The sequence below is a fragment of the Tunturiibacter gelidiferens genome (genome assembly GCF_014201335.1).
GTDB lineage: Bacteria > Acidobacteriota > Terriglobia > Terriglobales > Acidobacteriaceae > Edaphobacter > Edaphobacter lichenicola_E.
In genome coordinates, this window is the sequence record NZ_JACHEB010000011.1 from 181,260 (window position 1) to 194,966 (window position 13,707).

Below are 13,707 nucleotides of genomic sequence, written 5' to 3' on the forward strand. Positions count from 1 at the left end.
ACCGCTTCGCCCAGGCCTCCCGATGGTCGGCAAAAAATCTTCACCGCGACCTACGGGAGCACCAACCGAAGGGGTATACAAGTCACGAAGTGACCGCCGCCCGCGCAGGGCGCATACAATCTTTTCAAGCAGCAAATATGTCGACACCCGCCGGTCCACTCTCGCTCGTAGCAGAAGTAACCCATCGCTGCCCTCTCCACTGCGTCTACTGTTCCAACCCCCTCCAAATGCAGTCCGCGACTAACGAGCTATCAACAGAAGACTGGACCAGGGTCTTTCACCAAGCCTCAGCCCTAGGCGTCCTCCATCTCCACCTCACCGGCGGCGAACCCCTAGCGCGACCAGACATCGCAAAACTCATAGCCGTGGGCAGGGAAGCGAACCTTTACGTCAACATGATCACCTCAGGCCTAGGCCTCACCGCCGATCGCATGACCGAATTCAAAGACGCAGGCCTCGAACACATCCAGCTAAGCCTTCAGGACGCAGACGAAAAAAAAGCCAACGAGTTCGCAGGAGCCCGCGCCCACGCCCACAAACTCAAACTCGCCACTCTCATCCGCCAACAAGACATAGCCTTCACCGTCAACGTAGTAGTCCACCGCGAAAATCTGGACCGCCTCGAAGACATCCTCGCCCTCGCCGAATCCCTCGAACCGCAAAGAATCGAAATCGCCCACGTCCAGTACTACGGCTGGGCCCTAAAGAATCGCGACCGCCTCATGCCCACCCCCATCCAGGTAGAGCGTTCCGTCCAACTCATCCAGGCAGCTCAATCCCGCCTAAGCGGCCGCATCCAACTCCAGGCCGTCTTTCCCGACTACTACGCGCGCTACCCCAAACCCTGCGTCGGAGGCTGGGGCCGCCAAATGATGCTCATCGACCCCACCGGCCTCGCCCTCCCATGCCACGCCGCCGCCATCATCCCCGACATGGAGTTCGACTCCGTCCGCACCCACTCCCTCGAATGGCTCTGGCAACAATCTCCAGCCTTCAGCCGCTTCCGCGGCCAAAGTTGGATGAAAGACCCCTGCGGCGACTGCGACCGCAAAGAGATCGACTTCGGCGGCTGCCGCTGCCAAGCCTTCCAGCTAACCGGTGATGCCGCAAACACCGACCCAGCCTGCAGCCTAAGCGACCTCCACGCCGACCTAGTCGCCATCACCCAGGCCCCACATCCGCCCCCAACCCAATGGGTCTACCGCATCCTCGCAAACTCCTGATTCGCTGTGCGATCATCCTCAAATCCGACCAAAAATAAACTTCAAAAGTTTGGCGTATTTTCGACACCGGAAAAAGTCGATGTCAAAACACCACCTCCGCCACGCAATCCACCACACTCTCACCACGTTTTCACCACCGCAAAAACGCCTGAAATCCCCAAAACCCCCACAAAATCCACGCATTCACCACGCCGGATTTAATTTCGTACCCAAATTTCCACACATACCCCCTTCGAGGGATATCAAGGTGTATTCCAACAGCCGTACTCTCGTCTTCGTTCGAAAAGGACAGCAAATATGGCCCGAGCAGTGTCGTCGATGCAAGTGGGTATCAACTTCAACCCCACGAAACCCACCAAATCCGCAAGAAACCGCAAAAAACAAGGCTCAAGCGCCGCCTACGGCATCATCTTCGGCCTTCTTTGTTCTCTAATAGCCTGGATGTTCCTCGCATACGGAATCTACCGCATCCACGCCATGTTCCTCGCCGCTCGCTAAGCCAAAGCCGCGTCAACACAGGATGTGCCAGCGATCCTCCACGTAAAGCAACGAATATTCAGGCCGATTCGCATGCTCCCAGCATAGACAGCGAACCCGTCGGCATCCCTCCAGAATCAAACTCATAAGCGATATACTTGATGTTTGCGGAAAACTCCGCGAAGCACCACCCAGTACGTCACTTATGTCTCTCCTCTGGCTCAGAGTCGCGGTCTCTCTCTACGGCATCGCCGCGCTCGCGGTCTTGCCTGCAGCTCTTTACGACCGCCCCCGCTGGCGTCACATAGCCATCCCAGGCACCGTAGCCGCTGTATTCTTCCATTTCGTATCGTTGGCCGAGATGCTCAACCAGGCCCACCATCGTCTTCCCGTCGACACCCACGAAACTCAGACCCTCCTTGGCCTCCTCCTGGCCCTGGCCTTCCTCCTCGTCTACGCCCGCTACCGCACTGTCTCCCTCGGCATCTTCCTTCTGCCTATCTGCTTTCTCCTCGGTCTGGTTCCAGCCTTCCATCCCGGCCGGGAGAACACCACCTTCCCCATCCTCCACACCGGCTGGATCTTCCTCCACGTCGCTCTTCTTCTTGCCGCTTACGCCGCTCTCTTCCTCTCCATGCTTGCCTCCCTTCTCTATCTCGTTCAAGAGCGCCGTCTTAAACAGAAGTCGCCAACCATCTCCTGGTTGCCGCCGCTTGAAACCACCGATCAGATTGCACTCAAAGCTCTTCTCTTCGGCCTTCCCTGCATGACCGCCGGCCTTCTCATCGGATCGCTCATCGCCCAAGCTACAGTCGGCGCTTCCTACTTCCGCGACCCCAAGATCCTTCTCGCCTTCGCCATGTGGTTGGTCTACGTAGCGATGATCCACATACGCCGCATCTCCGGTCTCCGTGGCCGACGAGCCGTCTACCTCTCCAGCTTCGTCTTCCTGGTCGTGCTCACCGTCTGGGTCGCAAACCAATTCTCCGCGGTCCACAGGTTCGCCGCCCCATGAGCACACTGACACAGGGGCGCCTCGTCCTTCTCGGCATCAACCACAACACCGCGCCAATCGAGGTTCGCGAGCGGCTCGCTATCCCCGCCGAGCGCCTGGCCGACGCCACCCTCACCCTCCTCCACCAGCCCGGCGTTCGCGAAGGCCTCATCCTCTCTACCTGCAACCGAGTTGAACTCCTAACGCTCCAGGACGACGCCGAAGCCACGCTGCCACAGACCAAAACCGATCTCCTTCGCTTCCTTCACGAGTACTTCGCCGTCTCGCCCCACGACATCCAGCCCCACCTCTACGAGTTCCGCGAACGAGAAGCGGTCCGCCATCTCTTTCGCGTCGCCAGTTCACTCGACAGCATGGTCGTCGGCGAACCTCAGATTCTCGGCCAAGTCAAAGAGGCCTACACCATCGCGCGTGACGCAGGCGCGGTCTCGACCCATCTGGAAGCCCTACTGCAACGCACCTTCACGGTCGCGAAAAAAATCCGCACTGAAACTCAAATCGGTTCAAGCTCCGTTTCGATCGCGTCCGTTGCTGTTGATCTCGCCACGAAGATCTTCGGATCACTCTACGGAAAGACCGTTCTGCTGGTGGGCGCCGGTAAAATGTCTGAGCTGGCCGCCCGTCACCTCATCCAGAAGGGCGCATCGTCCATCCTCGTCACCAACCGCACCCAGTCCCGCGCAGAAAAAATCGCCGAGAACTTCAGTAGCCTTACCGTCCACACCGAAGCCATTCCCTTCGAGGCCCTCTACGAGCAGGCCGATCGCGCCGACATCGTCATCACCTCTACCGGCGCACCACAAAAGATCTTCGGACGCTCCCACGGCCAGCACTTCCTCCAGCGGCGTCGTAACCGCCCGATGTTCTTCATTGACATCGCCGTCCCTCGCGACGTCGATCCGCGCATGAACGAGGTCGAAGGTTGCTTCGTCTACGACATCGACGATCTCCAGCAGGTTGCGGCTGCGAATCTGGCCGATCGCAGCCGCGAAGCTGCAGCAGCCGAGAATATCGTCAGCAGGGAAGTGGACAAATACCAGGAGCGTCTCCAATCCCGCGACGCTGTTCCCGCCATCAAGGCCCTTCAGCAGCACGCCGAACAACTCCGCATGGCCGAACTGGCGCGTTCCCAATCCAAACTCGCAGATCTTTCCCCTCAACAACGCGAAGCGGTAGAAGCCCTCACCCGTTCCCTGACTGCCAAGCTCCTACACCCCCAACTGGCTGCCTTGCGTGAGTCCACGCGCACAAAAAATTCCGAGTAGACAAGGCCATCTTGGCCCGAGCCACTCGGAATTATCTTGATCCATACCAGTAAAGCGAAACTAAACTGCGCCGGAACCACGAAAGACTGCCGGAATTGTTTGAAACAGGATCTTGATATCAAGCCACACTGACCATTGGTCGATATACCGCATATCCAGAGCCATCCACTCATCGAAGCTGATCGAGCTTCGTCCCATCACCTGCCACAGGCATGTAATTCCAGGTTTGACGCTGAACCGTCTCCGATGCCAGTCCTTCGAGAATCCTTCATAATCTCTCACAGGAAGCGGCCGAGGACCGACCAGGCTCATGTCGCCACGCAAAACATTAATAAGTTGAGGGATCTCATCGAGACTCGACTTCCGCAAAAACTTTCCCAATGGTGTGATACGAGGATCGTTCTTCAACTTGAACGTCGGGCCTTTCGTCTCATTCAAGTGCTCTACCTGCGCCATCAGCTTCTCGGCATCCACCACCATCGTACGGAACTTCAAAATCTCGAACGGACGCTTTCCGTAGCCTATTCGGGTCTGCCGAAAAAAGACCGGTCCTTTGGAAGTCAACCTGATGAGCGCCGTCGCCAGCAGAAAAACGGGTGCCAGAGCCAACAGCAGCACCGCAGACACCACTGCATCAGTCATCCGTTTGATCATGAAACCCCAGGCATTCCATGACTCGTCATGCAGCGTGATCGTGCCGACACCGCCCGGAAGATATGCAGTTCGCTTCGGCTGGTCCGGATCGAAAAACGTTCCGATGCTTCGAACCGCAATCCCGTGATCGCGACATGAGGCGACTATCTCCGCGATCTGTTGATAAAAAGATGCCAGCGGCAACGCAACAATCACTTCGTCAATCGGCATCGTTCGCAGCAAAGACGGAATCGAATCCAACCCCCCTAGCAGAGCACCCGCGTTGGAGGCGGCCGTTTCATCAGACCACCATTGATCGTCGACAAAACCCTGCAGGTGATAACCCCACTCCGGATGAAGCGCTACATCCTGCGCAAAGCCGTGGGCGCGCTGATTTGTACCGACCACTAAGATATGACGTAGGTTATATCCCCTCGAACGAAAGACACGTGCTAAAGCTCGACCCACAAGCCGAGTGGACACGAAGATACCGAAGCTCACCACTCCGAAAACAATGCTGATAAAACCGAGCTGGGCGATGCTGTGCCTCGAGTGCGAGCTCACTAATCGCAGCCAGACAAAGCAGGAGAGCGCGCAAAGCAAGCACGCCAGACTTACATCCCTGACTTCTCTTAGAAGCCCGTCCACTCTTCGAGACCGATAAAATTTATTCGACCGGAGAATTCCGTGCCATACTACCCCTAATGCCAGCGTCTCGAGGAAGACCTGTATAGGGTGTCGAGTTTCCAGCGACTCTAGAAAGCCAAAGAAGCGATGCCCGGAGGTAGAGGCATACACAGCCCCCAGAGTACCGAACAACAGGCAAATGTCGCCTAGTTCCACCAACTCAATAAACATTTTTCTGTTAGGTGGCGTCATTGGTGTAGCCCCTTTATCAATGCGTTCCAGCAAGTTATGATGCGAAGCCAACAAGGAAAAAATCGATTACCACACATCACTAGAGTAACTAGTTGAATCAGGCTCCGCAATGAAGCGGATGATCTAAGAAAACCTTCTCATATTCAACGAATGTCGCTATCTTCACTCCTGTAAGCAATTTTGAGGCCGGATACACAATCAATGAAGCTAATTTTCCGGCTAAATGAAGAGCACAATAAAGGCGGCTGGGCACACCATTTTGGGCAGTAATCCTCAGACTCGAGAGTTGTGTCAAAGGGTTTGCGGTTTGGACTACAAAATGCTCCAAGTTCATGGCAGCGATAATCTCTTCACAAAGAAAAGAGAGAACGGCCATGAGAAAGACAGATTGTCTGCTTTGAAAAACTGGAAGTGCTAAAAAATTGCTACTAGTTGGGAACTTTTGTACCTTTCGTATCTCGGCGGGTGCACTTTAGTCGCATTCACTAACCGCGATACGGCACTATAATGAATTTATTGTTAATGCAGATTCTGGCGTTTCCGTGTGACGGAGAAATATGCAAAACGAACCGGGTATCCGCGATGTTTCCAGACTGCTTGACCAACTCTCGATCCCAGAGAGCTCAGCCGGCTTAGCCAGCCGATATCGGAATAGTCTGCCGTTTCCTCATCTCACCATCGATGACTTGTTCAAATCAGAGCAGCTCACGGCCCTGGTTCAGGAGATGTCCCAGGCCAGAAGTTCCGACTGGGTGCATCACAATTCCAAGAATCTCGAAAAGCTTGGACAGAAGTCCGCAGCGGGGCTCGGTCCAGCCGGATTTCAGCTCGTGGCTCTGCTCCATTCCGCTCCATTCCTTTATCTTCTGTCCGAGATTACTGGAATCTGGAATCTCTTGCCTGACCCATATATGCATGGAGCTGGCTACAGCATTATTCCGCCAAAGGGAAAGTTCGATGTTCACATCGATTCCAATGCCGACATTACCAGTGGTCTCATCCGTCGCCTGGCCCTGATCATCTACCTCAATCGCGATTGGAGTCCCGAATATGGCGGCCAACTCGAGTTGTGGAATAAGGATGCCACTCACAAGGAAGCTGAGATAGAGCCTATCTTCAACAGAACTTTGCTCATGGAGATCTCGGAGACCACTTACCACGGTATCAATCCGGTAGTAGAGCCGAACGGAAGATCGCGCTATTCCTTCATGATCTACTACAACACCGCTGGAAGCATTCTCGGAAAAGAGTTAGGCGTGCACAGTTCGATCTATGCTCCGGCCTGCTATCAGCCGAAGCCCACAGTGCGAAGCGTCGTTCGGAAGTGGACGCCTCCGGTCTTCTACGATTTTGTTCGTCAGAGGATGAGGTAGTTCGTCTCGTAGATGTAGTAATTCAAAAGTTGCCCGCAGGCTTTCGGCCTGAACTTCACGGGCAACCAAACTGAGATTTGCATCTCAGCTAATGTGCCTATGCCGAGAGTCGCTTCACGTCCATCTCGGATGAGTCAGTCTTCTCACTCAATCTGCACCATATTGCTTCACAATGAAAGAGTCGGAATGACTGCGGTACAGCGAAATTCTGGAAGAAATTTGAGGTCTGATGCGGATTCTGTTTCTACACAATCGATACATATACCGAGGTGGAGAAGATGAATCCCGAGAGCAGGAGATCGCGATGCTTCGCGCTCGCGGAGAAGAAGTACTCGATTACGTGCTCGACAATGCCGAAATAAAAACTGAGAATTTGATCACCGTGGGTATGCGTTCCATCTGGAACGCCAAAGAAGCTGATCGACTGAAAGACTTGATTCGATCAACTAGGCCTGACCTTGTGAAGGTCGATAATTTCTTTCCTCTCCTTTCGCCGTCGGTTTTCGCCGCCGCGAAGGCAATGGGCGTCCCCACAGCACTTTCCGTCCGAAATTATCGGCTTATCTGTCCTTCCGCCAATCTGTTTCGCGAAGGCCACGTATGTACTACCTGCATCGGCAGCAAAGTCGCATTCGCCGCCATACAGCATCGCTGCTACCGACAGAGCTATCTGCAGTCGGCTGCCGTCGTTGCCAGTAACGCATATGCTCATCTCCGCGGTACCTGGACGCACTCCGTCGATCGCTACATCGCTGTCAGCAGCTTTGTGAAGCAGCAGCTCATCGAAGGCGGGTTTCCCGAGGAGAGAATTCTCGTGAAGCCGAACTTTATCTCAGATAGCGGTATCGGCGACGGTTCTGGCGGCTATGGTTTATATGTCGGCCGGTTGACTGAGGAAAAAGGTGTTCGCTCGCTTCTAGAGGCCTGGCCGGATGTTCCGCAATCAGTCTCATTAAAGATCATTGGTGATGGCCCCCTCGAGTCCATCGTCCGTCAGGCGTCGGATGCTGATCCCAGGATCGAGTACCTGGGACGAAAGTCGCTCTCCGAAGTCTGCGAATATCTCGGCAGAGCCGCCTTCCTTGTCTTTCCTTCCGAGTGGTATGAACCCTTCGGTCGCACAATCGTCGAGGCCTACTCCAAGGGAACCCCTGTTATTGCCGCTATGACCCCACCGATGAAGGCAATGATTGAGGATGGCGTGACCGGTCTCTTCTATAAGCCCGGCGACAGCAAGGACCTCGCCTCCGCTGTAAGCATCCTAATGACAAGTTCAGAGCGTCTCAATCTAATGAGGATCCAGGCGAGAGCTAAATATCTTGCTGTCTACACTGAGGATCAAAACTATCGGCAGCTTATGGATATCTTTCATCAATGCCTCACTAACATTTCTCCCCAACCCATCGGAATGGAGAGTCGATTGCAGCAATAAACAGTGCGGTACCTTCTCGCAGTAGAGTCAGTCTCATAGATTGACCAGCATGTGCGAAAGTAACAACCCTTTCAACTAACGAGAGTAATCTGAAATTTGTTACATGTTTTGAACAAATTGAAGTTCGGGATAGGTCTCACCAAGTACGGAAATCCTAAGCAGAGCTCGCAAATGATCGTATGCAATACAACATGGATGACATTTACGACCTGCAACGATCTGCAAGTCTACGGCTCCGAGAGAGCTCTATTGCATGACAGACGATTCGAGGAGACTTCTAGATCCTGTGGTATATTCATGAGTAAATATCTGATCTGCACTGAAAAAATTTTATCCCTCGAGCCTCACGAGGGTGTTCCTCTTGAGCTAGCACAATTCATAGCATTCCCCCATGGAGCAGCACCGACCAAGGGCGAATGCGCAAAAGGATTATTGCTATGAGTGCACTTCAGCCACACTCTTCTCTTACCAGGCCACAATCTACTGCTCTGGGCACCTTATCGGATGGCTCGCTCTTCGGATCCGTGCCTTCTGAGTACGAGACGCTTTCAGGCGTCCTCAGGGTTCTGCGTCGGCGATGGAAGACCGTTGCTCTCGTAACACTCGGTATCTTTCTTCTGGGCTTGGCGGTTTGTCTGTTGATGACCCCGAAGTACGCTGCAGTGACCACCATCGAGATCAACAAAGAAGACAACAGCGCAAATGTCTCCACGGATGTCGTGCCTGCTTCGCCGACTGCTGATGAGTTGAAGGCCGAGATCGAAACCGACATCAGCGTGCTCCAAAGTGACGGTCTGGCGCTCGCCGTGATTCATGACCTCAACTTGACGCAGACGCGACCCTTCAACAAAGCTATTGTTGCGTCCGAAAAAGGTAAGCCTCTCGATCAGGCGCCTCTCACTCGCGAAAAGCTCATCAAACGCTTTGAGAAGAGTCTCACCGTTGAGTCGCCGCCGGATACCCGGCTCATTACGATTACGTTTCTAAATCCAGATCCGGTCGTGGCAGCTAACGTAGCAAACGCAATCGCGCAGAAGTTCATCGACAGCGCGATGGACCGTCGCCACAACTCGACAATTCAATCCTCTTACTGGCTTCGAAAACAGCTTGAAGACCTTAAGAAGCAGGTCGAAGATTCTGAACAGAAGTTGGCGGACTACCAAAGAGAATCTGGCCTGGCGGGAGTGCAACTAGCTGGCGGTGGTCCCGGCGACAACGGTGCGAACGCAGGCACAACACAACATAGCACCGTGACGGATCGGCTCTATGGACTAAACCAGGAGCTGACCGCTGCAGAGTCAAACCGCATCGCCGCGGAGACAACCTTCCACCTCGTCCAGTCGCAAGATCCTGAGGTGGTGATTGGCTTGGGAGCAGCGGGCGCCGGCGGCGGAGGCGGCGCGGGCGCACTTCCTGGAGATGGGGGGATTCAGCTTATCCGCTCCCTTAGAACTCAAGAGGCTGAACTCGCCCAGGAGTATGCGGGAGAGGCTGTGAAGTACGGCGCTAATAATCCGCGTCTCGTGCAGACCCAACAACAGCTTGATGCTATCAGGGCGCAGATGCATGCCGAGCTTCAGCGCATCAGTAAGCGCGCTGAGAACTCTTATATCTACGCAAAGAACAATGAGGAGACGATTCGGCAGCAGTTCGTCAAACAGCAGTCTGCCGCCAACGAGATGGCGGACTCGACCGTCCACCTTCAGGTCTTGGCACAGGAAGCAGCCTCCAATCGAACTCTCTACGAGAATCTCTTTTCGAAGTTGCAGACGGCAAGCCTTGCCTCGGGCGTTCGCGCCACTCGAATCGATATCGCAGATCAGGCTCGTCCCGCCGGAACCCCGGCCATACCGAACTATCTCAAGTATCTGTCTCTGATTGCAGGCGTCGGCATGTTCTTCGGAATCTCGTCTGCCTTTCTCCGAGAGTCTCTCGATGAGACAGTCCGCAGACCGCGCGATTTCCAACTCATTGGAGGACTGCGCATGCTCGGCTATGTCCCCCGGATGGGAACCAAGAGTCTGTTGACGGTATCGGGTGGAGACAGCAAGCTCATCGACGCGCCAAAGGCTCCATTCTCCGAAGCTTTCCGTGTCATCCGAACCTCGATCCTGCGAGTATTCCCATCCAATGGGCCTAGAACTCTACTCGTCACCAGTGCTGCCGGCCGCGACGGCAAGACCACAGCAGTCTATAACCTCGGAGTGGCCTTTGCTCAGCAAGGTGCGCGCGTTCTTCTGTTGGATTGCGATCTTCGCAACCCCGATCTGCATCGTCTCTTCGGATGCGCGATCTCTCCTGGCGTAAGCGACCTCGAAGACCCGGTCACTGAGCCCGAAGTTCTCGGCATCGTTCGGCACACTTCATTACCGAACCTCTACATGCTCCCCGCCGGGCGCCCGCCCGAGTTTCCTTCCGAGTTCTTCGAATCGCGGGCCTTCGATACGCTGCTGCGCGTTTGCGCAGCAGGCTACGATTACGTTCTGATCGACAGTCCTCCCATCCTGTCGGTCACGGACACTTCGATCATTGCGAGCAAGGTGGGCGGTACCATCGCAGTGGTTCGTTCACGCAGAACAACCCAGTCGGTGCTCTCCAGCATGATCGACAGCTTGCATCACGCCAACACCCCCGTACTGGGTGTCGTGCTGAACGATGTTCGCAATCCGGCGGCTGACGGATTCCATGGTTACAGCTACTCCAGGCAAGAGGAAGGTCAGGTTCATGCGACTATCTAAGCTTTATGGAAAGATGTGTCTCGCTCCGCTGTTTTTAGGGATCATTACAGTCTCGTCGACAGTCTTGGGTCAACCTCCTCAGCCAAAGGTAGGAGGAGTCGGTACCTTTGATGGTGGCGGTGCGAACGATAATCCAGGTAGAAGAAGGCTAACAACTCTAACTCCCGTTCCCGAGGATTTCTCGGCCCTTCAACTCGCACCCGGCTTTCTTATCAGCATGGAAGTGTACGACGCTCCCGAGCTATCCACCGACGCCCGCATTGACACCCATGGGGACATCACTTTACCCATGATCGGACCAGTCCACGTCGCCGGCCAGACAATGACCGAAGCTGCGACAGCGATCGAGACACGTCTCAAGGACGGAAAGATTCTCAACAACCCCCAGGTCAATCTGAATATCAGTCAATATGCCGGTTCAAACGTCAGCGTTCTGGGCGAAGTACACAATCCCGGACGGATCGAATTGCTGGCGCCTCATAGCCTCGAGGACATCATCGCTCTGGCCGGCGGCGAAACCGAGTTAGCGGGAAACACTATCGAGATTCGTCATCCGGAAGGCCTTACTCCACAAAAACAGATGATCCATTATTCCCGCGACCCGGACGACATGACGCTCGTGGACACAAAGATTCATCCAGGAGACACAGTCACTGTGCGGCGTGCTGGAGTCGTCTACGTGCTAGGTGGGGTGACTCGACCAGGCGGGTACGTCATGCAGGAAGGCGGCGAACTGAATCTGACTCAAGCTCTCGCGCTCGCCTATGGGACTACGCTCAACGCCGCAGTCTCTTCCATGCGGCTGATCCGCAAGCTTCCGGACGGCCGGGTACAGGAGACCCCCCTTCCATACAGGGACATCGAGAAGGGAAAAATTCCGCCCCCGCGGTTGCAGGCTGAGGACCTTATCTACGTTCCTATCAGTAAGTCAAAGACAGTTCTCACAAGCGGAATCTTCGCAAGCACTTCGCAGGCCGCCCTTTACGTCTATCACTAGGTCTCTTTGCTGATTTCAGTCGCAGCTTCGCCGTGCCGAACAGCTAACACCGGAAGATCGCCACGTCGCTTTGCGATTATGTTGAAAGTGGCAACTGCGAATCTCTCTTTGTTGCAGTCTGACGCTATCGCTTCTCAGACAGGATGGAAGTCTTTATGACGGCAGATCAACCATACCCATTACAGAAACAGAATCCCCTTCTGTACTGGACGACGTTGATCTTCCTCGTAGGGGTTCCGAACTTCATTCACTTCGATGTAACGGGCCGTACGCACACGCAGGGACTTCTCAACCCAACGTCCCTCAGTACGATGGCGATCAATTTCCTGTCGACCTATGTCCTGATCGTCGTCGTGCTACTGTCGCGTCGACCTCTGTTGTGCCGCAAAGTGAACATTGCGGGTTGGCTCTGGATTGTCCTCCTTCTCCAGATGCTGTTGTCGACTGCTCTTGCGCCAGCCAGTCGCCTCACCCCTCCCCTATTCAGCGATAACCTCATCGCTCTCTACCGCATGTACGAGTGGATACTCGCTTTCGCTCTTGTCCTTGCGCTCTACACCCGTACTCCCGAAGAACGTGGAACGGAGCTGATGGTTCAGCTCATCGGGCGCATGTCTTGGATTTGGATTGCGATGACCTACCTCATCCTTCCGATCATGCCGTCACAGGTCTACGGCGGCGCGGGTGAAGGCGAAATTGCCAGCGCTCACGCACAGCTTGGTGGTCAATTGCTATCGCCGTCCTATCTCTCCACGCTCTCTGTGGCCGCTTTTTTTTACTCTCTTTTCTTCTTCCCCCGTGGTCTCGTCAGATTTTGCGGATGCGTCGTCGCTTTCGTCACCCTCGTCTTGGCGCATACGCGCATCGAGCAGGGCAGCTTCCTGATGCTGATCCTTTTGTATGCGATCTTTTTCTCGGGCCTCTTCTTTCTGAGGATTGCCACAATTATCTCCACAGCAGTTTTAGCCGCGCTTGGCATCTTATTTCGAAGCGCGATCTTCGAGTACATCTCTCGTGGTCAAAATGCCAATTCGCTAGCTACGCTGAATGACAGAACTCGCGTGTGGGCGGCCGCTATCGAAGCAATTCGTGCCAGACCGATTCTTGGATATGGCTACGTTGTCGGCGCGAAGAACGCGCTGAAAGATCACTGGCTTTACGCGCACTGGATTCCGCCTCACGCACACAACGAGTATATTCATGCTTTTCTAAGTGGCGGCATTCTCGCTGCTCTTCTGGCCCTCTGTATCTATGCCCGAGCACTCTGGGCCGGCTTCAGAACCGCACATCGTGGTCCCCATCAGGTATTTCTTCTATTCTTAATGATACTTTTCACGGTCAGATCTCTCGGAGGTCCAAACATGACCTACATCTTCACTAGACCTGGTGGTGTGTTTCTGCTGATATTCATAGGGCTTGTCGGCGGAGCGTCGATAAAATCATCTCGACGGAAACCTTTAAAGGCGTCGCGGTCTTCAACTCACGCGATCCCTCAGGAAGTCGGCGCATAGATACCTTGCCTGGGCCGGTGATATCTTTAACCCAATTCATGGATTCAACAAGAGCACTCGGCCGTCGCCTTTGGATTTCTCCTGATGACCATGCCTTCCCATTCTTATCCACCAAAGCCCACAGAGGTTCCATTGGGCGCTGATCACCTCGAAACAAAGCAGAC

Annotated in this window: 10 protein-coding genes; 9 read left to right on the plus strand and 1 reads right to left on the minus strand. The window is 54.6% G+C overall.

The window, feature by feature from the left end; all coding sequences use genetic code 11:
* Positions 1-137: 137 nt before the first annotated feature.
* The 4 genes from pqqE (at position 138) to hemA (ending at position 3,980) form a co-directional block, all read left to right on the plus strand.
* The gene (gene pqqE, locus HDF14_RS20580; protein ID WP_183980434.1) at positions 138-1,223 is read left to right on the plus strand and encodes a pyrroloquinoline quinone biosynthesis protein PqqE; all 1,086 of its coding nucleotides are present in this window, start codon (positions 138-140) and stop codon (positions 1,221-1,223) included.
* 297 nt (positions 1,224-1,520) lie between these two features.
* The gene (locus HDF14_RS20585; RefSeq protein WP_183980436.1) at positions 1,521-1,721 is read left to right on the plus strand and encodes a hypothetical protein; all 201 of its coding nucleotides are present in this window, start codon (positions 1,521-1,523) and stop codon (positions 1,719-1,721) included.
* A 184-nt stretch (positions 1,722-1,905) separates the two neighbouring features.
* Entirely contained in the window at positions 1,906-2,715 is an 810-nt protein-coding gene (gene ccsA, locus HDF14_RS20590) for a cytochrome c biogenesis protein CcsA (protein ID WP_183980445.1), read from the plus strand.
* Entirely contained in the window at positions 2,712-3,980 is a 1,269-nt protein-coding gene (gene hemA / locus HDF14_RS20595; RefSeq protein WP_183980447.1) for a glutamyl-tRNA reductase, read from the plus strand. Before ccsA ends, hemA begins: the two co-directional genes overlap by 4 nt.
* Positions 3,981-4,040: 60 nt before the next feature.
* Here hemA and HDF14_RS20600 read toward each other — a convergent pair whose 3' ends face one another.
* Entirely contained in the window at positions 4,041-5,492 is a 1,452-nt protein-coding gene (locus tag HDF14_RS20600) for a sugar transferase (RefSeq protein ID WP_183980449.1), read from the minus strand.
* Between the two features lie 557 nt (positions 5,493-6,049).
* On the opposite strand from HDF14_RS20600, the gene HDF14_RS20605 reads away from it, so the two are divergent.
* The 5 genes from HDF14_RS20605 (at position 6,050) to HDF14_RS20625 (ending at position 13,543) form a co-directional block, all read left to right on the plus strand.
* Positions 6,050-6,865, plus strand: coding sequence for a 2OG-Fe(II) oxygenase (locus HDF14_RS20605; protein WP_183980451.1), 816 nt, complete (start codon positions 6,050-6,052; stop codon positions 6,863-6,865).
* A gap of 304 nt (positions 6,866-7,169) precedes the next feature.
* Positions 7,170-8,297 carry a glycosyltransferase gene (locus tag HDF14_RS20610; protein ID WP_183980453.1) on the plus strand — a complete coding sequence of 376 codons (1,128 nt, stop codon included), beginning with the start codon at positions 7,170-7,172 and terminating at the stop codon, positions 8,295-8,297.
* A 437-nt stretch (positions 8,298-8,734) separates the two neighbouring features.
* Complete coding sequence (locus HDF14_RS20615) at positions 8,735-11,035, plus strand: GumC family protein (protein WP_183980455.1); 2,301 nt, start codon at positions 8,735-8,737, stop codon at positions 11,033-11,035.
* Positions 11,022-12,032, plus strand: coding sequence for a polysaccharide biosynthesis/export family protein (locus tag HDF14_RS20620; RefSeq protein WP_183980457.1), 1,011 nt, complete (start codon positions 11,022-11,024; stop codon positions 12,030-12,032). The genes HDF14_RS20615 and HDF14_RS20620 overlap by 14 nt, the downstream gene beginning before the upstream one ends.
* Before the next feature lie 155 nt (positions 12,033-12,187).
* The gene (locus tag HDF14_RS20625) at positions 12,188-13,543 is read left to right on the plus strand and encodes an O-antigen ligase family protein (RefSeq protein ID WP_183980459.1); all 1,356 of its coding nucleotides are present in this window, start codon (positions 12,188-12,190) and stop codon (positions 13,541-13,543) included.
* Positions 13,544-13,707 lie beyond the last annotated feature (164 nt).